We start from the raw sequence: 20052 nt of genomic DNA on the forward strand, positions 1-20052 counted from the left end.
TTCGTCGCAAGGATCAGTCCTTGCTCATAGAGCGAGCTGATGGCACGCCGGTTCATATCCCCATTACCGACGTGCGGGACATCGTCGCATGTGAATCTATCGAAATCAACACTGCAGTAATCTCTCTGCTCAATCAGCATCGGATCAATGTCCACTTCCTGAGTCACTACGGCGACTATGCCGGCTCGTTGCTCACCTCGGATACCAGTACGTCTGGCGAGACTGTCATCGCACAAGCACGTCTTGCTGGTGACTCGGAAGCGTCCCTGGCTATTGGGCGCGCACTGGTCGTCTCTGCTGCGGTTAACATCCGGCGTGTCATCGATCGGAAGCTGCTCACTCGTCCAATGGCCGTCCTCGAAACCTCCGCAGCCGAGGCGACGAGTCGCGAGGAACTCATGGGTGCTGAAGGTACCTTCCGCCGATCGGCGTGGGCAGTGCTCGACACCCGCTTGCCGGAATGGCTGCAACTTAACGGACGCAGTCGCCGCCCTCCAGCGAACGCGGGGAATGCGTTCATCAGCTATGTCAACGGCATCGTCTACGCTCGGCTTCTAACCGCGATCAGGCTCACTCCGCTGCATTCCGGAATATCGTTCCTTCATAGCAGTATGGAGCGCCAGCGCCACTCTCTTGTGCTGGACCTCGCGGAGGTCTTCAAACCGCTGTTCGCTGAGAGACTGCTGCTGCGGCTGTCGGGGCGTGGACAGCTTAAGTCGCATCATTTCGACGTCGGTGTCAATCAGGCGATGCTCAGTGACGCTGGTCGAAAGCTTGTCGTCCAGACGGTCCGCGATGAGCTCGCCGTGACATTCAACATCGTAGCCTCGGGCGTAAGGTCGCTTATGACGAGCTTCTCTACCTCGAAGCGCTTCAGCTCACCCGGACCTGCCTGGAGGGCACCTCTTACAAACCGTTTCGGATTTGGTGGTGAAACGCTGTGTACGTGGTGGTCGTGTACGACACGCTGGCTGAGCGTAATCCGAAGATTCTGCGGGTGTGCCGACGGTATTTGCATCATGTGCAGCGGAGTGTGTTTGAGGGGGCGTTGAGCGTTGCCCAGGTGCGGCGGTTCCGGTCCGAGGTGGAGAAGGTGATCGACGCTGGGTACGACAGTGTCTTGGTGTTCACGTTTCCGCCGGGGACCTTGCCGGAGCGTCAGGAGTGGGGCGTGGCTCAGTCGGCTCCTAGTGACATCATCTGAGTCCGCAGAGTGACTGCCTGGCGAGTGCCAGTGTTCGGACCTAAGCTGGGTGATCTTGGTTGAAATGCAGCAGACCCGCCAGTCCACATGCACGACCGGAGGTTCACTGCAATCCGACCACTATTGCGCGACTAGGTACGCCTACTCACCTGCGGTTTTACCTTGGGGTGCTCATCGCCCCTACGAGGGGTTACAACTCGATGACCCGACGACCGTCGCGACGATGCCGACGTGCTCATCGCCCCTACGAGGGGTTACAACCCGCACACAAACGCGGCGGACTGCGCAGGCCCCGCACCCGTGCTCATCGCCCCTACGAGGGGTTACAACGTGATCACGTCCGCTGTCCGGGCACGCAGGTCCGTGCGTGCTCATCGCCCCTACGAGGGGTTACAACTACACGGCGTCGAGGGTGATGATGTCCTGCGTCGCCCGTGCTCATCGCCCCTACGAGGGGTTACAACACGCCACCCACGACCGCACCGTCACAGCGGTTCAGCCGTGCTCATCGCCCCTACGAGGGGTTACAACATCATGCCCCAGAGGGTATGTGGGGGCCCCAGACCAGTGCTCATCGCCCCTACGAGGGGTTACAACAGGATGGTGTCGACGGCGGCGCGCATCTGGTTGACGTGCTCATCGCCCCTACGAGGGGTTACAACCGCGTTTCTACGTGTGCGGTGGAACTGCGGTTCACGTGCTCATCGCCCCTACGAGGGGTTACAACTAGATATTCGTCCGGTACCCGCTGTTGTCCGTGCAGGTGCTCATCGCCCCTACGAGGGGTTACAACATGCCGCCCACCGGCCCGCCGGTGGACAGCCACCTGACGTGCTCATCGCCCCTACGAGGGGTTGCAACGCGTAGAGCTGGGCACGGCCCGCCCGTAGCTGCACCTCCGGCTGTACCGCATGCAAAAGGCCCTCCGGGATGATCCCGGAGGGCCTTTGAGCTGGTGCAGCCGGAGGTACTCGAAACCCCAACCTTCTGATCCGTAGTCAGATGCTCTATCCATTGAGCTACGGCTGCTCGCTGTGTAAGCAAGCATAGCGGGTCTTGAGGGGTGGATCGAACCGGTTACCGGTTTCAGGGGTGTGGGGTGGGCTGGGGGGTCTTGTCCTTCTTGGGCCAGAGGGTGTAGCTGATCGGCCAAATGAGGGCGATGAGGGCGATTCTTCCCACGACCCAGATGAAGTCCGTCAGGGCTGTTGTGCGGGTGGGGTCGTCGACGAGCCAGGCCAGGCCGTACAGGATGGTGGTGGCGATGGCGGCGGCCAGGAGGATGTGGATCCACAGGGCCCATTCGTAGCGGGCTCGGGCCATGCCGCCGGGGGGTGGGCCCACGGGGCGGGGGCCGCCTGCGAAGCGGTGGTGGAATTTGGCGTCGGCCCAGCGGATGGTGCGGTGGCCGAAGACGATGGAGTACGCGATGTAGGCCGCGGCGAGGCCGTGACGCCAGTCGGCTGTGGCTCCGGCGCGCATGTCGGCGATGGCGGCGGCCAGCAGGATCACATCGAGCAGCGGCACGCCGATGAGCAGCGCCGTACTGAGTCGCCGCATGTTCCACAGGTAGCGGCTCGCGAGGCCGAGGGCGAGCAGGACCCAGAAGCCGACCTCGCAGATGATGATGATGGCTAGGACCATGTGTCCAGCCTGGTGGACAAATGCCGCGTTTTCGCCATCACGCCTGAGGAAGCCTGTGTACATCCTTCGGTGTATCCACAGGCTGCCCCCTCGGTGGAGGGAACGGTCGGTCGCGGGTGGTCTCATGGAGAGTATGAGACGAGACGTGCTCGCGGGTCTGGCCGCCTTCGCCGTCGGGCTCGTTCTGCTGGCGGGCGGGGCCGGCTGGCCGAGGCCCGTGCCGATGTGGGCCGCCGCGATTCCGCTGGCGCTCACCTGTCTCGGCGTCGTGGTGCGCAAGCGGGCGCCGCTGGGCGCGCTCGGGCTCGGTGTGGTGGGCATCGTGATCGACATGCTGTTCACGGGGCCGTCGCTGGGGACGGTGATCGTGTTCACCGACAACCTGTACGCGGCGGCGTTGTACGGCCCGGCGCGGATGGCGCGGTTGTTGCTGGGGGTCACCTCGGTGCTCGCGGTCGGGGCGGGGATCGTGGCCGGGTTCGTGCAGCAGACGTGGTTCTGGCTGGCGCTCGGCAGCGTGCAGGCGGCGCTGGTGCTGGTCACGCCGGTGATCACGGCGTTCTACCTGCGGCAGCAGCGGGAGCGGGCCGCCGCCGAGCGGGCCAGGTCCGAGCAGGTCGCGCACCTGGCCGAGCTGGACCGGCAGGCCGCCGTCACGGCCGAGCGCACCCGTATGGCACGCGAGTTGCACGACATGATCGCCAATCACTTCAGTGCGATCGCGATCCAGTCGACGGCGATGTTGTCGCGGGGCGACCTCGACGCGGCGGCCGTACGGAAGATCATGGAGTCCATCAGGGAGAACAGCCTGCAGGGCATGACCGAGATGCGGACGATGGTGGGCCTGCTGCGTCAGGCGGGTGACGACACCTCGGGCGAGGCCACGCGGCCCCGGCTGGTTGACATCGCCGACCTGGTGAAACGGTCGACCGATGCTGGGGTGCGCACGCGGTTGAGTACGCAGGGCGGGGTGCGTGAGGTTCCGGTTTCGATTGATCTGGCGGGATATCGGATTGTGCAGGAGGCGCTGACCAACGCACTCAAGCATGGTGCCGCACGGGCCGAGGTGCGTGTCGCCTACGAGGTCGATCAGGTCGTGCTGTCCGTCGTGAACCCGGTGGACGACGGGCGTTCGCGGCTGCCGGGGTCGGGGGCCGGGCTGATCGGGATGCGTGAGCGGGCGGTGCTGGTCGGGGGGACGTTCGAGGCGGGCGTGCGGGGCGAGGTGTGGCAGGTGGCGGCCGTGCTGCCCACGGATGACACGACGTTGCCCGAGGACGAATGTGTGGGGGCGAGGGAGCGGGAGGGGGAGCCTGAGGCGGCGGTGGCCGGGAGGTTCGCCTCGGTGTTGTGGGCGAGGGGGTGAGGGGCGGGTTGGGTATCTGTGAGGCGCCGGGAGGGCGTATGACCATTCGTGTTCTGGTTGCTGATGATCATGCGGCGGTTCGGGCCGGGATCGTGTTGATCCTGGACGGCGCCGACGACATCGAGGTCGTGGGGGAGGCGGCCGACGGCGAGGAGGCCGTGGCCCTGGTGCGGGAGTTGTCGCCCGATGTCGTGCTGATGGACGTCCGGATGCCCCGGCTGGACGGGATCTCCGCCACGAAGGCCATCGCGGGGGCCGCCGATGTGTTGATGCTGACGACGTTCGACCTCGACGAGTATGTGTTCGGGGCGCTTCGCGCCGGAGCGGCCGGGTTCCTGTTGAAGAACACCGATGCGGAGGCCCTGGTGGAGGCGGTACGGCTGGTGGCCAGGGGGGATGGCCTGATTTCGCCCAGTGTGACGCGGAAGTTGATCTCGGCGTTCTCGGTGCAGCCCGAGCGGCGCAGGCCGTACGAGGTGGAGGGGTTGACGCCGCGGGAGCGTGAGGTGCTGGCGTGTGTGGCGCGCGGGCTGTCCAATGCCGAGATCGCCGAGGAGCTCGACATGGCCGAGGCGACCACCAAGACGCATGTCAGCCGGGTGCTGAACAAACTGGGGCTGCGCAGCCGGGTGCAGGCGGCGATCCACTTCTCGGACGGCGTGGGAGCGTGACCACCGGGGGAGGGCTCTACGCCGGTACGAACAGCGTCAGGGTCTCCGCGACGCAGGCCGGGCGGGGGGAGGCGTCGAGTTCGACCGTCACGCGCAGGGCGGACAGGTAGCCGTTCGGGGTGGGCTCGACGGACAGTACGGTGGCCGAGGCGCGGACACGGGAGGCGACGGGGACGGGGGCGGGGAAGCGGACCTTGTTCAGGCCGTAGTTGACGCCCATGGCCACGCCTTCGACCTTCAGGATCTCCCTGACGAGGACCGGGAGCAGCGCCAGGCTCAGATAGCCGTGCGCGATCGGGCCGCCGAACGGTCCCTTGGCCGCGGCTTCGAGGTCGACGTGGATCCACTGGTGGTCGCCCGTGGCCTCGGCGAAGAGGTTGACCTGGTCCTGGGTGACGGTACGCCATTCGCTCGGGCCGATCGTCTCGCCCACGGCGTCCCGTAGTGCGGTGAGGTTCGCGAAGATCCGCATAGCGGAACATTATTCCAGCCGGGGTGCCGATTCCAGAGGGGTGTCACATTCGCGCGCTCTGTCCCGTCGTGAAGGATGACGACAGGGTAGGGGGTGTCATGGTGGATGCAACGAGCGTCTTCGAGGAGCACAGGGGCGTGCTGTTCGCCGTCGCGTACCGCATGCTCGGCAGTGCGGCCGATGCCGAGGACGTCGTACAGGACGCCTGGCTGAAGTGGACGGCCGCCGACCGTGCGGACGTCGCCGAGCCCAAGGCCTATCTGGTACGCATCACCACCAATCTCGCCGTCGACCAGCTGCGTTCGGCCAGGGTGCAGCGTGAGGCGTATGTCGGGCCATGGCTGCCCGAGCCCATTCTGACCAGCCCGGACGTCGCCGAGGACGTGGAGCTCGCGGAGTCGGTGTCGATGGCGATGCTGGTCGTGCTGGAGACGCTGACGCCGTTGGAGCGTGCGGTGTTCGTGCTGAAGGAGGTGTTCGGCTTCCCCTACGGCGAGATCGCGGAGGCGATCGGCAGGTCGGAGGCGTCGGTGCGCCAGCTCGGGCACCGGTCGAGGGAGCACGTGCACGCCAGAAGGCCGAGGATGCGCAGCGGCAGGTGCGAACGGCAGGCGGTGACCGACAAGTTCTTCGGCGCGGCGCTCGGCGGCGACCTGAACGAGCTCATGGCCCTGCTCGCCCCCGACGTCACGCTGTGGACCGACGGCGGCGGCAAGGTACGCGCCGCACTGCGGCCCATCAGCGGCGCGTCGAAGGTGGCAGCCTGGCTGGTGGGAGTGTCGGGACGGTCGTACCAGGGGGTGCCGGTCTCGGGGATGACGACCGAGATGCGGCAGCTGAACGGCGGGCTCGGCGCCGTCGTGTGGGGCGCCGGGCGACCGCTGTCCGTCATGACGGCCGACATCGACGACGAGGGACGGGTGATCGGCGTTCGGATCATCGCCAATCCCGACAAACTTCGCCAGGTCGTCGCCGGGGTGCCGCGGGAGGTGTGAGGCCGCTCGTCAGCAGGCCGCTCGTCAGCAGGTACGCGTGTCGTCGTCGTGCCGCCGGGTGAGGCCTCGCCGGTCGAGAAGCTCCAGCAGCGGTACGGCGACACGCCGCGTCGTGGCCAGGGCGACTCGCGCCTGGCTCACGGTGAACGGGGCTCCCAGGTCGCGCAGCAGCACCACCGCCCGGTCGGGGGCGTCGGGCAGCAGCACCACGTTCTCCGCCACGACCAGCACCGCCCCCGACTTGGCGAGTACGGCGAGTGCCTTGCCCGTCAGGCCGAGCTGCCCGAGACGGGAGACGCTCGGGGCGTCGAAGGGGTGGGCACGCAGGTGCGCTTGCAGGGCGGCGGCGGGCTTGCGCAGGTGTGTCGGGAGGGGGGAGGGGGCCTGGGGGGTGGCTCGCTTGACCACACCGGCGACGATGACCAGCGCGGGGGACTCGGCTTGGCCGGGTTGTGGATGCGGGCCCGGGTGCGTGGGTGGGGGGTCAGAAAGCGTTTCGCCCCGGCCGGCGTCCTCCCGTGGACCTGGCGCCGCGGATGGCGACCCGCCGGGCAACCCCCCGTGGGACCGCTCCCCCCGAGCGCCACCCCCCTCCACCAACGCCCGTGTGACCCGCCGATCGGGCAACCCCAGCACCTGTGTGGCCGCCTCCAGCGTCATCCCCTGTGCCTGGCCGCCCACCGCCTCCCAAAGAGCCAGGCGAAGCTCCCCCCAATGTCCCGGATCGGCATACCAATCCCCCCACACCGCCTCGACCTCTCCCGAAGGCGGCACCCCCATCGCCCCCAATGTGGAACCGCTGAGCAGCCCGTGCCAGCGCAGCAGATCCCCGGCCCCGGGCGTACCGGGGACGGCGGCCAGTGCGTGCGCCCTGGCGGTGGCGGTGCCGCGGCGGCGGGGCAGAGGGGGAGGGCAGGGGTCGAGGACGAGGGCGCCGACGAGGACGGTGTGGCGGCCGGGGTCGCGGAGCAGGGCGCGGTCGCCGACGCGGAGGGGGAGGGGACGGGCGAGGGTGAGGCGGGCGGTGTCGCCGCCGAGGGGGCGGAGCCGGGCGGGCACCGCGGCCGAGCCGACGTGGAGCACCAGGTCGCCCTTCGGGGGATCGCCGGGCGAGAGCCGTACGTCCAGCACGGTGGTCTCCAGCCAGGCCCCAGGGGTGAGCAGAGCCGTACCCCTGGACAGCAGGTCGCGGGAGGCGCCTCGGAGGTTGACGGCGACGCGGGCGGTGGCGGGGACGTGTGAGGCGTGGCGGTTGAGCGTCTGCAGGCCGCGTACCTGGACCGTGCGCCCGGTGCCGGACACGAGCAGCTTCTCGCCCACGCGAAGCGTGCCGTGCGCGAGCGTGCCGGTGACGACGACTCCCGCCCCGGTCACGGTGAACACACGGTCGGCCCACAGGCGTACGGAGGCGTGGGGGTCGGGCGGCGGGAGCGTGGGAGCGAGGGCGTCGAGGGCGGCGGCCAGGTCGGGCAGGCCCTGACCGGTGCTGCCGCTGACGGCGACGGCGGGCACGTGCCGCAGGGCGGTGCCGCGCAGCCGTGCCCTGGACTCGGCGATGGCGGGAGCGGGGTCGGCCAGGTCGCTCCGGGTGACGACGAGCAGCCCGTGCCGTACCCCGAGTGCGTCGAGCGCGGCGAGGTGTTCGCCCGACTGGGCCCGCCAGCCCTCGTCGGCGGCGACGACGAGCATGACGGCGGGACAGGGGCCGACCCCGGCCAGCATGTTGGTGACGAAGCGCTCATGGCCGGGTACGTCGACGAAGGCCACCTGGCGGCCCGAAGGCAGCTTCGTCCAGGCGAAGCCGAGGTCGATGGTCATACCGCGGCGGCGTTCCTCGGCCCAGCGGTCGGGCTCCATCCCGGTGAGCGCCCTGACCAGGGTGGACTTGCCGTGGTCGACATGCCCGGCGGTGGCGATCACCAGCACGGGACACCGGGCCTTGTCAGGATCGTGTGAGCGGGTCCGATCACCCGCCGTGAGGCGCAGGCCACCCCGGCACCGGGCCTTCTCAGCCTCGCGCGAGCGCCTTCAGGCACCCCGCCGACCGTCATTCGCCCTCCAGGCCTCACCGGAGCTCTGTGGCGCCCCTGAGACCCGTACAGAAGGGCAGGGGCAGGAACGATCTGGCGGAGGCGGACGGGAATCGAACCCGCCGCGCCGAGATGCTCGGCGCCACCGGTTTTGAAGACCGGGAGGGCCACCAGACACCTGGACGCCTCCACGGCGGATCCTACTGACATACCCGTACAAGAGCGGCGAAGAGCTCCTCGTCCTCCTCGGCCGGTACGGCACGCAGGTCCAGCAGGCAGCGCCCGTGCTCCACCCGGCCCAGCACGGCGGGATCGCCCAGCCGCAGCGGCTCGGCGTATCTCTCGGGCACGGCGAGCGCCACACTCGGCAGCTCGACGCCGGGCGCGCCGCCCCCGCCGACCGTGGCCGTACTGTGCACCGCCTCGGCGCGCACGTGCCCCTCCAGGCGTGCGGCCGGCGACTCCAGACGTGCGGCCAGCGACCTGGCCCGTTGCCACAGCTCGCCCACGTCGGCGTGCAGCGCCTGCCGCGTGGGGGTCGTGCCGAGGGTCAGCGTCGCCTCCAGGGCGGCCAGGGTGAGCTTGTCCACGCGCAGGGCCCTGGCCAGGGGGTGGCGGCGCAGCAGCTCGACCAGATCGGCCCGGCCCGCCAGCAGACCGCACTGCGGGCCGCCCAGCAGCTTGTCGCCGCTCGCGGTGACCAGGTCGGCGCCCTGGGCCAGCCAGGTGCTCACGTCCGGCTCGCCGGGCAGCAGCGGCTCGGGACGCAGCAGGCCGGACCCGGCGTCGGCGACCAGCGCGACGCCCGTCGGCGCGCACACGGCCGCGAGCTCCCCGACCGACGGCGTGCCCGCGAACCCCTCGATCCGGTAGTTCGACGGATGCACCTTCAGTACGAACCCGGTCAGCGGCCCGATCGCCCCGCGGTAGTCGTCGGCCGAGGTGCGGTTCGTCGTGCCCACCTCGCGCAGCCTCGCGCCCGTCGAGGCCAGCAGGTCGGGCAGCCTGAAGCCGTCGCCGATCTCGACCAGTTCGCCGCGGCTGATCACGATCTCCCTGTCGCGGGCGAGCGCGGTGGCGGCCAGGACGAGTGCGGCGGCGTTGTTGTTGACCACGTGCACGGCCTGGGCGGCGGGCAGGGCGGCGGCGAGTGCGGCCGTCGTGCCACGGCCGCGCCGGCCGCGCCTGCCGGTGACCAGGTCGAGCTCCACGTCGGTGACGCCCGACGCCGTGACGACGGCGGCGACGGCCTCGGCCGACAGCCTGGCCCTGCCGAGGTTCGTGTGCAGGAGCACGCCGGTCGCGTTGATCACACGACGGGTCCCGTGCCCGCTCAACTCGGCCAGCGCGGCGGTGGCGACGTCCTCGGGCGCGACGGCTCCGGCCCTGGCCCGGTCCTGGGCCTCGCGCACGGCCGCCTTGACCCGTTCGCGCCCGTACCTGGCCAGCGCCTCGGCCAGCACCGGATCGGCCAGTACGGCATCGGTGCGCGGAACGAGCCGCCGATGATCAGACATGATCAACAATTGGCCGCTTCATGGGGTTAGATTATGATCATGCGGCGATTGACGCACTACGCCCAGGGCGGCGGCTGCGCATGCAAGATCCCGGCGAGCGACCTGGAGGCCATGCTCGCCGGATTCGGCGCCACAGGTCCGGCGCACCCGCTCGGCGAGCTGATCGTCGGCACCGAGGCCGGCGACGACGCCGCCGTGGTCTCGCTGCGGGGCGACACCGCGATCGTGAGCACGGCCGACTTCTTCACGCCCGTGGTCGACGACCCCTACGACTGGGGCCGGATCGCCGCGGCCAACGCCCTGTCCGACGTCTACGCCATGGGCGGCCGTCCGCTCGTCGCCCTCAACCTGCTGGTCTGGCCGCGCGAGGGCCTGCCGTACGACATCGCGGCCGAGGTCCTGCGCGGCGGCGCCGACGTGGCCGGGCTCGCGGGCTGTCACACGGCCGGAGGGCACAGCGTCAACGGCGTCGAGCCCATGTACGGCATGGCCGTGACCGGTGTGGCCGACCCGGGCAGGCTGATGCGCAACGACGCGGGCACGGCGGGGCTGCCGCTGTCGCTGACCAAGCCGATCGGCTCGGGCGTGCTGAACAACAGGCACAAGGCGACGGGCGAGACGTTCGCCCAGGCGGTCGAGGTGATGACCGCGCTCAACGCCGATGCCTCGGCCGAGGCGCTGGCCGCCGGTGTGCGGTGCGCGACGGACGTCACCGGGTTCGGGCTGCTCGGCCATCTGTACAAGCTGGGCAGGGCGTCGGGTGTCACCGCCGTGCTGAACGCCTCGGCCGTGCCGCTGATCGAGGGGGCCAGGCAGTCGGTGCGCGACGGGTACGTGCCCGGGGGCTCGCGGCGCAACCTGGAGTGGGTGGCGCCGCACCTGGACGCCTCGGGGGTGGAGGAGGACCTGCTGGTCCTGCTGGCCGACGCGCAGACCTCGGGCGGCCTGCTGATCGCGGGCGAGATACCCGGCGGCACGGTGATCGGCGAACTGCTCCCGCGCGGCGAGCACACGGTGGTCGTACGCTGAGCGCCGTGGCCTCGCGCCGCTCAGGCGGGCACGGAGACGCCGACGCCGCCCTTGGTCCGCGCGCCGTACCTCTCCTTCTCGGTGGCCAGGTCGAGCGGGCGCACCCTGGCCCTGGCGGCGAGCGTCTCGTCGGTGATCAGGGCGGCGGGCACCAGCCAGGACACCTCGAACTCGATGCCGTCCGGGTCCTTGGCGTACAGCGCCTTGGTGGTGGCGTGGTCGGAGGCGCCGACCAGGCTGTCGAGCTCACCGAGACGTACGGCGATGCGCTCGAGTTCGTCGAGCGTGTCGACCTCCCACGCCAGGTGGTAGAGGCCGACCGTCGAGCGGCCCGCGCCGGAGGGGCCCGCCTGGGCGCCGATCTCGAACAGGCCGAGGTCGTGGTCGTTGGAGGAGCCGGAGGCCTGGAGGAAGGCGGCGCCGGGTCCGCCCATGACGACCTCGAAGCCGAGTGCGTCGCGGTAGAAGGCGACGCTGCGCTCGACGTTCCTGACGTACAGAACCGCGTGGTTGAGCCGCTGGACGGGCATGGGATCTCCTTTGAAGCTTGAACTCTCAAGCACGTTACCCGCAAGTGCTTGAGAGTTCAAGTAGAGTGGTGGCATGACCAGATGGCTCGACGAGGATGAGCAGCGGACCTGGCGCGACTTCCTGGCCGCGACCCAGCTCGTGCAGGAGGCGCTCGATCGCCAGCTCCAGCGCGAGGCGGGCATGCCGCACACGTACTACATGATCCTTGTGGCCCTTTCGGAGTCGCCGGGGCGGCGGATGCGTATGCGGGAGCTGGCCAACAGGTCGCAGTGCTCGCAGAGCAGGCTCTCGCATGCCGTCGCCAGGCTGGAGGAGCGCGGCTGGGTCGGACGCAGGCCCTCGCCCGACGACGGCCGCGGCCAGGTCGCCGAGCTCACCGACGCGGGCTTCACCGCGCTCGCCGAGGCGGCGCACGGGCACGTCGAGGAGGTGCGTCGCAGCCTGTTCGACCCGCTCACCCCCGAGCAGGTACGCAACCTGGGCGAGATCTGCGCCACCGTCAGGAACACGCTGGAGTCGTAGCGCGAAACTGTCGGCGGCAGGCTCTACGGTGATGCCCCGTAGCCGATCGAGGGGACGGGGAAGATGACGGATCTGGTCCGCGAAACCAGCCAGGACACCGACGAGGCATTGTTCAGGTCGGTCCATGCCATCGCCACGCATTTCGCCGGAAGGCCGGTGCCCGAGGTGATGCAGGCCCTCGTCCAGCGCCTGCCGAGGGCGCGTGGCGTGGACGTCTCGGACATCCGGCGCATCGCCGAGGAGATCAGCGTCGGGCGTGATCCCTCCGGGCTCTGAGGGAGCGACGTGCTCCTTCCGGGCTCCGAAGGGGCGGCGGGAGTGGGCGGGGTGATCCGGGGCAGGGCGGGGCCCTGTGACGGATCTTTCAGGCATGCGGTGGGCTTGTGGGCGGGTCCGGGGTCAAGGTGAGGGGGGCGGAAGCCGGGGTCTCAGGGGTTGGGTCAGGGTGGTCTCAGGGGTGACGCCGGATGTCCGGCGGGGCCGTGCGGAGGAGGCTTGGGGCATGATCCCGGCCAAGAGGCTTCTCCCCCTGATCGCATGTGCGGCGATCGCCTTCGGCGTGGTCGGCGTGGTCGTGGGGCAGTTCGGCCCCGACTCCACGCTCGACCCGCTCCAAGTGACCGTCAGCGAGTACGCCGTGGCCGACCGCGGGGGCGTCACGGAGGTCGCGATGGCGATACTCGGGCTGGGGTCGCTGGTTCTGGTGGCGGGGCTCAGGGCGGCGGGGGCGCCGATCAAGGGGCTGCCCGAGCGGCTGATGTGGATCTGGAGCGGCGCGCTGGTGGTGGCGGCCGTCGTGCCGACGTCCGAGCTCGGGCTCGACCTGACCTGGACGGCGCAGATCCACAGGTACGTCTCGATCGCCGCGTTCCTCAGTATTCCGGCCGCCGCCGCGCTGCTGGTGCCGAGGTTCGCGGCCGACGAGAGGTGGAAGGCCGTGGCCAGGCCGGTGGAGTGGCTGGCGCTGGCCGGAGGGTTCGGCATCCTGGCGATGACCTATGTCGCACTGCCCGGCGACCGTGTCATGATCGGTCTGGTCGAGCGCCTGCTCCTCGGCGCCGAGGTCGCCTTCCTCGGCGTCCTCGCCGTACGGCTCGCGCAGCTCATGTGGGTACGCACCGGTTCCCTCCGCTTCGCCCCACTCGGCAAGCACACGGCTTCGCTCTCCTGAGCGGGGGCCGGGTCGGTAAGCGCACGGCTTCGCTCTCCCGGGTGGGGGACCGGGGCGGCGAGCGCAAGGCGTCGCTCCCATGGGCGAGGCGCCCGCGTGCCCTTGCTCCCGGGTGAGGGCATCCCCGATGCCCCTGCCCTCCTGAGCGGGGCGCGGCCCCGGGTAGCTGTGGTGTCACCATTTCACGACATGTCACAGAATTCTCACGAATAGACCGTGATCACCCCTGGTCCCAGTGCTATTCTCTCCCGCGATCTCTAAGTGGGAGCGGGTGCCATGGCCTCGGGCAGATCTATTCGATACAAGATCTCAGCTCTGCTGGTCTTCCCGATCGCCTCGCTGGTCGGGCTCTGGTCTTTCGCCGCGGTGACCACCGTCGACGACGCCCTGAGCCTGCGCAAGGCAGAGCGAATCTGGACGGAAATAGTCGGCCCGGCCGACGAGATGGTGTTCTGGCTCCAACGCGAGCGACTCGCGGTCGCCGATCGAATCGACGGTGTCGTCGCCGACTCCTCCCTGCTGGCCAAGAACAGGGCGCAGAGCGACCAGCGCATCAAGGTCGTGCTCGACGCCCTGCTCGCGGAGGACATGCAGAGCGAGTTCGGCGCGGAGGAGAAGGCCAGGGCGCAGGGCCTGCTCGGCGAGATGGACAACCTCAAGGAGGCCCGTCGCATCGTCGACGAGGGGGCCATGACCACCGAACGTCTGATCAAGACGTACGGGCAGGTCATCGACTCGATCTACCGCCTCTACGGCAGCTTCTCGCTGAGCAACGACCTGGCGCTGAACCGCCAGGCCCGAGGCCTGATCAATGCCGGCCACTCCCTTGAGCTGCTCGAACGCGAGCACACCGTCGTCATGGCGACCAAGGCCAGGCCGAGCCCGAGCGAGGCCCAGCTGCTCACCCAGCTCGACGGCGCCCGCGTCCAGCTCTTCGACAAGGCGCTGGCCGACCTCGACGCCGAGCTGCGCGGCCCGCTGGAGTCGCTCGGCTACTCGCCCGAGCACACCGCGATGCAGACCCGCGTCAACGTGCTGATCGCCCGGGGCCAGAACGCCGTGCTGCTGGCCCAGATGGCCAACGGCCCGGTGACGGAGGGCGCCTGGCGCACCGGCACCGAGCAGGTGCTCAACGCCTACCGCAAGTCGATCGACACCACGAGTGCCCTGCTGCTTGCCCGCATCGAGCCGGCCAGCCTCGCGGTCTTCATCAAGGCCGGTGTGGCGGGCGCGCTCGGTCTGCTCGTCGTGCTCGGCTCGCTCTACGTGTCGCTGCGCGTCGGCCGCTCGCTCACCCGCGAGCTCGCCGGGCTGCGCGGATCGGCACGAGAAGTGGCCGTGGTACGGCTCCCACGGGTCATCACCAGGCTCAGCCGCGGCGAGAGCGTCGACCTTGAGGCCGAGGCGCCACCGATCATGGTGGCCAAGGGCGCGACCAGCGAGGTGGCCGACCTGGCGGAGGCGTTCGACAGCGTCCAGCGCACCGCGGTCGACGGCGCCATCGAGCAGGCCAGACTGCGTGACGGCATCTCCCAGGCCCTGCAGAACCTGGCCAGGCGCAACCAGTCGCTGCTGCAGCGCCAGCTCAAGCTCCTGGACGAGATGCAGCGCGACACCGAGGACCCGGACACGCTGGAGAGCCTGTTCAAGATCGACCACCTGACCACCCGCATGCGAAGGCACGCCGAAGGCGTCGTCCTGCTGGCGGGCGGCACAGCCGGGCGCAAGTGGCGCGGCAGCGTCTCGCTCGAAGACGTGCTGAGCGGCGCCGCCGCCCAGGTCGAGGAGTACCGCCGGGTCCGCGTCTACCCGATGCCCGGCTGCTCGGTGCCCGGTGGCGCCGTGGCCGACCTCATGCACCTGTTCGCCGAGCTGATCGAGAACGGCACCTCGTTCTCCTCGCCAGGCAAGGAGGTGTCGGTCAGGGGCGACCTGGTCGGCAGGGGATTCGCGATCGAGATCGAGGACCGCGGTCTCGGCCTCGGCTCCGACCTGCGCGAGGAGATCAACCACAAGCTGGCCAGCCCGCCCGAGTTCGACCCTTCGGCGACCGAGCGCCTCGGCTTCGCCGTGGTCGGCCTGCTGGCCGCCAAGCACAACATCGCCGTGATGCTCAAGCCCTCGCCGTACGGCGGGACCACGGCCGTCGTGCTGCTGCCGCTCACACTCGTCCAGCTCGAACCGCTCAAGCCCGAGCCGGAGCTGGTCCAGGTGACGGCCGTCAGGATCGACCAGCTGCCCGAAGGCAGGCGTGGCGAGCCCGACCAGCCGTGGCAGGACGTCGCGCCCGAGCCCAGGCAGGTGACGGGCGCATCGCCCGGCGGCGGCTCGCGGCCCGGTCTCGGCAGGCCGAGCGCCGGCACGGGCCCGAACGGCCTGCCGCGCAGGCAGCGCACCAGCCGCAGGGGCGAGGAGCAGCCGCAGCAGGCCAGGAACGGCGACGGCCCGCTCGGCGCGGGCGCACCGCCGCCCCAGCCGCCGCAGCCGAGCTTCACCGCCCAGGCGCCGAGCCCGGTCGCCGAGCAGCCGATCGACGACGCCGTGCTCGTGGAGAGCCCGGCGAGCGACGAGGTGGCCAAGCCGTTCGAGCCGTTCGGCGCCGAGCGCGGCCCCTTCGAGCCGCCCTTGGAGCGCTACGAGCGCGAGCAGGGCATCGTTCCCGAAGGCGCGCTGCCCAGGCGAGTTCGCCAGGCCAGCCTGCCCGCACGTCTCAAGCAGCCGCTTCCGCTGATGTCAGGACCGGAGGAGCGCTCTCCCGAGGAGACCAGGGCGCTCTTGTCGTCGTTGCAGTCTGGCTGGCAGCGTGGACGGCAGGTGGACGATAACGACGGAGGGACCCAGCCGTGAGCAGGGAGCAGGAGTGGGTCGACGACGAGGCGGGCCCCGTCGTCCGGCCCTATGCCCTGACCAGGGGCAGGGCCAAGCCCTCCTCGAAGGCGATCGACCTGCTCGCTCTGGTCGTCTCCAGGGGCATACCGGTGCCGGCGCAGAGCGATCTCGGCATTCACCATCTGCGCGCGCTCAGCCATGTCACCTCCGCCAAGCCGGTGGCGGAGGTGGCGGCCGAGATGAACCTGCCGATCGGCGTGGTCAGGGTGCTGCTCAGCGACCTGCTCGACCATCGGCTGATCGTGGTCAAGCCGCCCCTGTCCACGGCGGCCTCGCCGACGGCGAGCCTGCTCAGAGAAGTGATCAACGGCCTCAGGGCCCTGTAGCCCCGGGCGGCGGCAGGGCCGGGAAACGGCGAAGGAGCGCCCCCGGCGCTCCCCAAACTGCCGTCACGATCGAAGGGCCCGCCGTCAGCGCGCTCCGGTGAGCGTGCGCAACGAGTGCTCGACCAGCGAGATCATGACCTCCTTGGCCGAAGCCCGCATCCGTACGTCGCACAGCATCACGGGCACGTCCTCGTCGAGGTCGAGCGCGATGCGCACGTCGTGCACACTGTGCGGCACAGCGTCGTCGAAGCAGTTGACCGCCACCACGAACGGCGTGCCCCGCTGCTCGAAGTAGTCGATCGAGGGGAAGCAGTCGGTCAGCCGCCTGGTGTCGGCGATGACGATCGCGCCGAGCGCGCCGTAGGACAGCTCGTCCCACATGAACCAGAACCGCTCCTGGCCCGGCGTGCCGAACAGGTACACCACCAGTCCCTCGCGGATGGTGATACGGCCGAAGTCCATGGCGACGGTCGTGGTGGTCTTGCCCTCGACCCCGTCGAGGTCGTCCACACCGATGCCGCGGTCGGACAGCACCTCCTCGGTGCGCAGCGGTTTGATCTCGCTGATCGCGCCCACCAGTGTGGTCTTGCCCACGCCGAAGCCGCCCGCGACGAGGATCTTGAGCGCGACCGGGTCCTCAGAGAGCCCGTAGTCCATTGATCACTTCCTTGAGAATGCGCTCACTCGGGCGCGGTCCCGCCGCAGCGGGAGCGGAGACGCGGATGAGCCCCTGATCTATCAGATCGCCCAGCATCACTCGGACCACTCCGAGCGGTAGGTCGAGCTCGGAGGCCACATCGGCTACCGAGACGGAGAATCGGGCGGCCCGCAGGATGAGCTCCTGCTCCGGACCCGCCCCGTTGGCCCGAGCACCGGTCGCCGTGAGCATGGCGATGAGGTCGAGCGTCGCCCCTGAGGAGCGAGTACGACCCCCGATGAGAGCGTAGGGCCGTACGACCGGCCCCGCCTCCTCGTCCATCCACTCGGGCCCGCCGTTCATGACCCCGTGCGAGGGTTGGTCGAGATGTGTTGGCCGACCCGCTTGACGAGCATCGCCATCTCGTAGGCGATGTGACCGACGTCGGCGTCGGCGTCGGCCAGCACCGCGAGGCAGGTGCCCTGCCCGGCCGCGGTGACGAAGAGGAACGCCGACTCCATCTCGACGATCGTCTGGCGCACGTCACCGCCCCCGAAGTGCCGCCCCGCGCCCCTGGCCAGACTCTGGAAGCCGGCGGCGACCGCCGACAGGTGCTCGGCGTCCTCGCGGGCGAGGCCGCGGGAGAACCCCACGGCCAGACCGTCGGTCGACAGGATCACGGCCTGCCTGACGGCGCCGACCCTGGTGGTCAGGTCGTCCAGGAGCCAGTTGAGTTCGCCGGTGGTGGTAGGTCCGTTCATGCGTCCCCCTCCTCATTTGTCTCTTCGCGGGCGCGCTGCGTTCCCCGTTGGAATGCGGAGAACAGGTCGCGTACTTCCTGGGGGGAGCGTTCTGCTGGTCTGCTCTGCTCCGTGCTGGCGGTCTCGGTGCCGGGTTCCGAGTCCATGGTGGGTGCGGGCAGCGGTCCCTGCTGGGCCTGTTCGGCCACGCGCAACTGCGGCGCGAGGTTGGCCTGCCTGACCCGGCGGGGCAGTCCCGCGTGTGTGCCGTCCTGCGTGGAGCCGATGACGGCGAGCGGACGAGGGCGCGGTCGCTCGCCCGAGTCGACCGAGACGAGCCTGGGCGCCTCGTAGGCGGGCGGCTCCAGCTCGGCGGTGCTCTCGTCGACGAGCAGCGAGCGCGGGATGAGGACGATCGCCACCGTGCCGCCGAAGGGCGAGGCCCGCAGCATCACCTGGACGCCGTGCCTGACGGCGAGCTGGGCGACGACGAACAGGCCGAGCCTGTCGCTGTCGGCCAGGTCGAACTCGGGCGGGTTGATCAGCCGCTCGTTGAACTCGGCGTACTCGTGCGGCGAGAGCCCGAGCCCCCTGTCCTCGACCTCGACCACGAAGCCGTTGCCGACCGAGTCGCCGCGTACCTGCACCGAGGTCTGCGGCGGCGAGTAGATGGTGGCGTTCTCCACGATCTCGGCCACGAGGTGGGTGAGGTCGGCGGCGGCGGTGCCGTCGACGGCGGCCGACGGCATCGGCTGGACGTCGATGCGGGTGTAGTCCTCGACCTCGGCGATGGCCGCCCTGACGATGTCGAGCACCGCGACCGGCTTGCGCCAGGCCCGCCCGGGAGCGGCGCCCGACAGGATGATGAGTCCTTCGGCGTGCCGCCTCATGCGGGTGGTCAGGTGGTCGAGCTTGAAGAGGTTCTCCAGGTCGTCGGGGCCGTGCGTACGGCGCTGCATGCCGTCGAGCAGGGTGAGCTGGCGGTGCAGCAGGCCCTGCTTGCGCCTGGCCAGGTTGAGGAAGACCTGGCCGACTCCCTTGCGCAGTGCGGCCTGGCCGACGGCGGCCGAGACGGCGGTGCGCCTGACCGAGCCGAACGCCCTGGCCACCTCGCGCATCTCGGCCGACTCGCCCGCCTCGATGGGCGGCGCCTCGGCGTCGACGTCGACGTCCTCGCCCTTGCGCAGGCCTTCGACGACGCGCGGCAGCCGTACGTGGGCCAGGTCGAGTGCGGAGGTGCGCAGGTCGGCGAGCTCTCCGGCCAGGCGGCGGCCGAAGCGCACGGAGATGATGATCGAGGCGACGACGGCGACGAGGCCGAGCCCTCCGGCGGCGACGATCCTGACCGTGATCGCGGTGGAGACGGCGGCCGAGCGCTCCGACAGTGCGGTCGAGGCGGCGGCGCCGAGTTCGTCCAGCTCGGCGATGACCTTGGCGATCGTGGCGTGCCAGGCGGCGGCGTCGACGGGCGGCGAGCTGGAGGCGATCAGCCGGGTCTCCTCCAGCGCCAGCGCGGTGAACGCCTCGCCAGACAACGCCCGCTCGTACGGCTTGCGCAGCTCGGGTTCGAGCCCGGACAGGGCGCGCGACTGCAGGAACTGGCGGGTGGCGACGTACTCGGCGAAGGCGTCGGTCTCGGCGTCGGTGACGTTGTTGTCGATGAGCACGCCGCTGATGAGGGCGTTCTCCCTGGCGACGAACTCGCGTGCGCTGCCCATGAGCTGCAGGGAGGTGGCCTGCTGGTAGATCTGCAGGTCGGGCACGGCGGCGATCTGGTCGTAGAACCTGAAGACGGCGTCCAGGACCCTGTTGTACTCGCCGATCGCGGTCAGCCTGCTGCTGTTGCCCCCGTCGATGGAGGCGCGGATGCCGTCCAGCCTGGACAGCTCGGTGGTGACGGCGCCGATGGCGGCCTTGAGCCCGTCGGTGACGGCTTCGCCCGCGTCCTTCTCGGCCTTGCGGAAGGCGGTGACGGCCTTGTCGGTGTTGAGGCGTTGCGCACCGAGGTCCTCGGTGAGCTTGCGTGAGGTCACCGCGATGACGGACCTGGTCCGCTCGGCCTGTAGCTCCAGCCCGAGATGCGTGGAGGTGACCCCCACGGTCTCGTACAGCGTTCCGGCACGCAGGAGCGCCTGCCCGTCACCCACTGTCAGGTTGAGCACGAAGCCCCACAGGGCGCTCAGGGACAGGAGGGGAAGAAGCAGCAACAAAAAGATCTTGAACCGAATTGACCGGTTTCTCGAACCCATGTCCCAACCTCGGATGTCGAGCTGGCGATTTACACCCTTGATCGGTAAATGCACCTCCG

The 20052-nt window shown here is 69.8% G+C and carries 20 protein-coding genes, 2 tRNA genes and 1 CRISPR repeat array; of the genes, 11 read left to right on the forward strand and 11 right to left on the reverse strand.

What is annotated here, in order from left to right; all coding sequences use genetic code 11:
- Window positions 1-20 precede the first annotated feature (20 nt).
- A complete protein-coding gene (gene cas1, locus ACTWNK_RS02955; RefSeq protein ID WP_474301946.1) occupies window positions 21-1052 on the forward strand; it encodes a CRISPR-associated endonuclease Cas1 in 1032 nt (343 codons plus the stop codon).
- Window positions 998-1204, forward strand: coding sequence for a CRISPR-associated endonuclease Cas2 (locus ACTWNK_RS02960; protein WP_474301947.1), 207 nt, complete (start codon window positions 998-1000; stop codon window positions 1202-1204). The genes cas1 and ACTWNK_RS02960 overlap by 55 nt, the downstream gene beginning before the upstream one ends.
- 167 nt (window positions 1205-1371) lie before the next feature.
- Window positions 1372-2065: a CRISPR direct-repeat array (repeat unit 30 nt; unit sequence GTGCTCATCGCCCCTACGAGGGGTTACAAC).
- Between the two features lie 92 nt (window positions 2066-2157).
- Here the strand turns inward: ACTWNK_RS02960 and ACTWNK_RS02965 are convergent.
- Both ACTWNK_RS02965 and ACTWNK_RS02970 read right to left on the reverse strand, forming a co-directional pair.
- Window positions 2158-2233: transfer RNA gene (locus ACTWNK_RS02965), tRNA-Arg, on the reverse strand.
- Window positions 2234-2290: 57 nt separating this feature from the next.
- Window positions 2291-2848, reverse strand: coding sequence for a hypothetical protein (locus ACTWNK_RS02970; RefSeq protein ID WP_474301948.1), 558 nt, complete (start codon window positions 2846-2848; stop codon window positions 2291-2293).
- Window positions 2849-2981: 133 nt separating this feature from the next.
- On the opposite strand from ACTWNK_RS02970, the gene ACTWNK_RS02975 reads away from it, so the two are divergent.
- Window positions 2982-4214 carry a sensor histidine kinase gene (locus ACTWNK_RS02975; RefSeq protein ID WP_474301949.1) on the forward strand — a complete coding sequence of 411 codons (1233 nt, stop codon included), beginning with the start codon at window positions 2982-2984 and terminating at the stop codon, window positions 4212-4214.
- A 38-nt stretch (window positions 4215-4252) separates the two neighbouring features.
- On the forward strand, window positions 4253-4885 hold the full coding sequence (locus ACTWNK_RS02980) for a response regulator (protein WP_474301950.1): 633 nt from the start codon (window positions 4253-4255) through the stop codon (window positions 4883-4885).
- Window positions 4886-4901: 16 nt separating this feature from the next.
- On the opposite strand, the gene ACTWNK_RS02985 is transcribed toward ACTWNK_RS02980, so the two are convergent.
- A complete protein-coding gene (locus ACTWNK_RS02985; protein WP_474301951.1) occupies window positions 4902-5357 on the reverse strand; it encodes a MaoC family dehydratase in 456 nt (151 codons plus the stop codon).
- 98 nt (window positions 5358-5455) lie between these two features.
- Between ACTWNK_RS02985 and ACTWNK_RS02990 the strand changes: the two genes are divergently transcribed.
- Window positions 5456-6352, forward strand: a complete 897-nt coding sequence (locus ACTWNK_RS02990; protein WP_474301952.1) for an RNA polymerase sigma-70 factor — start codon at window positions 5456-5458, stop codon at window positions 6350-6352.
- Window positions 6353-6376: 24 nt separating this feature from the next.
- Here ACTWNK_RS02990 and selB read toward each other — a convergent pair whose 3' ends face one another.
- The 3 genes from selB to selA form a co-directional block, all read right to left on the reverse strand.
- Window positions 6377-8278 carry a selenocysteine-specific translation elongation factor gene (selB, locus tag ACTWNK_RS02995; protein ID WP_474301953.1) on the reverse strand — a complete coding sequence of 634 codons (1902 nt, stop codon included), beginning with the start codon at window positions 8276-8278 and terminating at the stop codon, window positions 6377-6379.
- A 198-nt stretch (window positions 8279-8476) separates the two neighbouring features.
- Window positions 8477-8572: transfer RNA gene (locus tag ACTWNK_RS03000), tRNA-Sec, on the reverse strand.
- Window positions 8573-8582: 10 nt separating this feature from the next.
- Window positions 8583-9899 (reverse strand): L-seryl-tRNA(Sec) selenium transferase, encoded by a 1317-nt coding sequence (selA, locus tag ACTWNK_RS03005; protein ID WP_474301954.1) that lies wholly within the window; start codon window positions 9897-9899, stop codon window positions 8583-8585.
- Window positions 9900-9932: 33 nt separating this feature from the next.
- Between selA and selD the strand changes: the two genes are divergently transcribed.
- On the forward strand, window positions 9933-10928 hold the full coding sequence (gene selD / locus ACTWNK_RS03010; RefSeq protein WP_474301955.1) for a selenide, water dikinase SelD: 996 nt from the start codon (window positions 9933-9935) through the stop codon (window positions 10926-10928).
- 20 nt (window positions 10929-10948) lie between these two features.
- Here selD and ACTWNK_RS03015 read toward each other — a convergent pair whose 3' ends face one another.
- Window positions 10949-11458: a VOC family protein gene (locus tag ACTWNK_RS03015; RefSeq protein WP_474301956.1), complete on the reverse strand. Its 510-nt coding sequence runs from the start codon at window positions 11456-11458 to the stop codon at window positions 10949-10951.
- A 73-nt stretch (window positions 11459-11531) separates the two neighbouring features.
- Here ACTWNK_RS03015 and ACTWNK_RS03020 point away from each other — a divergent pair, with 73 nt between their 5' ends.
- The 5 genes from ACTWNK_RS03020 (at window position 11532) to ACTWNK_RS03040 (ending at window position 16367) form a co-directional block, all read left to right on the forward strand.
- Window positions 11532-11981: a MarR family winged helix-turn-helix transcriptional regulator gene (locus ACTWNK_RS03020; protein WP_474301957.1), complete on the forward strand. Its 450-nt coding sequence runs from the start codon at window positions 11532-11534 to the stop codon at window positions 11979-11981.
- Between the two features lie 63 nt (window positions 11982-12044).
- Window positions 12045-12257, forward strand: a complete 213-nt coding sequence (locus ACTWNK_RS03025) for a hypothetical protein (RefSeq protein WP_474301958.1) — start codon at window positions 12045-12047, stop codon at window positions 12255-12257.
- A 226-nt stretch (window positions 12258-12483) separates the two neighbouring features.
- On the forward strand, window positions 12484-13152 hold the full coding sequence (locus ACTWNK_RS03030; RefSeq protein ID WP_474301959.1) for a DUF998 domain-containing protein: 669 nt from the start codon (window positions 12484-12486) through the stop codon (window positions 13150-13152).
- Between the two features lie 276 nt (window positions 13153-13428).
- A complete protein-coding gene (locus ACTWNK_RS03035) occupies window positions 13429-15999 on the forward strand; it encodes a sensor histidine kinase (protein ID WP_474301960.1) in 2571 nt (856 codons plus the stop codon).
- Window positions 15996-16367, forward strand: a complete 372-nt coding sequence (locus tag ACTWNK_RS03040) for a DUF742 domain-containing protein (RefSeq protein WP_474301961.1) — start codon at window positions 15996-15998, stop codon at window positions 16365-16367. Before ACTWNK_RS03035 ends, ACTWNK_RS03040 begins: the two co-directional genes overlap by 4 nt.
- A gap of 84 nt (window positions 16368-16451) precedes the next feature.
- Here the strand turns inward: ACTWNK_RS03040 and ACTWNK_RS03045 are convergent, their stop codons facing one another.
- The 4 genes from ACTWNK_RS03045 to ACTWNK_RS03060 are packed head-to-tail and all read right to left on the reverse strand — an operon-like array spanning window position 16452 to window position 19951.
- Window positions 16452-17024, reverse strand: a complete 573-nt coding sequence (locus tag ACTWNK_RS03045; RefSeq protein WP_474301962.1) for a GTP-binding protein — start codon at window positions 17022-17024, stop codon at window positions 16452-16454.
- Complete coding sequence (locus ACTWNK_RS03050; RefSeq protein WP_474301963.1) at window positions 17005-17367, reverse strand: DUF742 domain-containing protein; 363 nt, start codon at window positions 17365-17367, stop codon at window positions 17005-17007. The genes ACTWNK_RS03045 and ACTWNK_RS03050 overlap by 20 nt, the downstream gene beginning before the upstream one ends.
- Window positions 17364-17765, reverse strand: a complete 402-nt coding sequence (locus ACTWNK_RS03055) for a roadblock/LC7 domain-containing protein (RefSeq protein ID WP_474301964.1) — start codon at window positions 17763-17765, stop codon at window positions 17364-17366. Before ACTWNK_RS03055 ends, ACTWNK_RS03050 begins: the two co-directional genes overlap by 4 nt.
- Window positions 17762-19951, reverse strand: a complete 2190-nt coding sequence (locus ACTWNK_RS03060; RefSeq protein ID WP_474301965.1) for a sensor histidine kinase — start codon at window positions 19949-19951, stop codon at window positions 17762-17764. Before ACTWNK_RS03060 ends, ACTWNK_RS03055 begins: the two co-directional genes overlap by 4 nt.
- Between the last annotated feature and the right edge of the window lie 101 nt (window positions 19952-20052).

Source organism: Nonomuraea sp. IBHARD001, assembly GCF_056106265.1.

Bases quoted from the DNA above. Each gene is read 5' to 3' on its own strand.
- ACTWNK_RS02970 (WP_474301948.1), bottom strand. From the start codon at position 2,848: ATGGTCCTAGCCATCATCATCATCTGCGAGGTCGGCTTCTGGGTCCTG.
- ACTWNK_RS02975 (WP_474301949.1), top strand. From the start codon at position 2,982: ATGAGACGAGACGTGCTCGCGGGTCTGGCCGCCTTCGCCGTCGGGCTC.
- ACTWNK_RS02980 (WP_474301950.1), top strand. From the start codon at position 4,253: ATGACCATTCGTGTTCTGGTTGCTGATGATCATGCGGCGGTTCGGGCC.
- ACTWNK_RS02985 (WP_474301951.1), bottom strand. From the start codon at position 5,357: ATGCGGATCTTCGCGAACCTCACCGCACTACGGGACGCCGTGGGCGAG.
- ACTWNK_RS02990 (WP_474301952.1), top strand. From the start codon at position 5,456: ATGGTGGATGCAACGAGCGTCTTCGAGGAGCACAGGGGCGTGCTGTTC.
- selA (WP_474301954.1), bottom strand. From the start codon at position 9,899: ATGTCTGATCATCGGCGGCTCGTTCCGCGCACCGATGCCGTACTGGCC.
- selD (WP_474301955.1), top strand. From the start codon at position 9,933: ATGATCATGCGGCGATTGACGCACTACGCCCAGGGCGGCGGCTGCGCA.
- ACTWNK_RS03015 (WP_474301956.1), bottom strand. From the start codon at position 11,458: ATGCCCGTCCAGCGGCTCAACCACGCGGTTCTGTACGTCAGGAACGTC.
- ACTWNK_RS03020 (WP_474301957.1), top strand. From the start codon at position 11,532: ATGACCAGATGGCTCGACGAGGATGAGCAGCGGACCTGGCGCGACTTC.
- ACTWNK_RS03025 (WP_474301958.1), top strand. From the start codon at position 12,045: ATGACGGATCTGGTCCGCGAAACCAGCCAGGACACCGACGAGGCATTG.
- ACTWNK_RS03030 (WP_474301959.1), top strand. From the start codon at position 12,484: ATGATCCCGGCCAAGAGGCTTCTCCCCCTGATCGCATGTGCGGCGATC.
- ACTWNK_RS03035 (WP_474301960.1), top strand. From the start codon at position 13,429: ATGGCCTCGGGCAGATCTATTCGATACAAGATCTCAGCTCTGCTGGTC.
- ACTWNK_RS03045 (WP_474301962.1), bottom strand. From the start codon at position 17,024: ATGGACTACGGGCTCTCTGAGGACCCGGTCGCGCTCAAGATCCTCGTC.
- ACTWNK_RS03050 (WP_474301963.1), bottom strand. From the start codon at position 17,367: ATGAACGGCGGGCCCGAGTGGATGGACGAGGAGGCGGGGCCGGTCGTA.
- ACTWNK_RS03055 (WP_474301964.1), bottom strand. From the start codon at position 17,765: ATGAACGGACCTACCACCACCGGCGAACTCAACTGGCTCCTGGACGAC.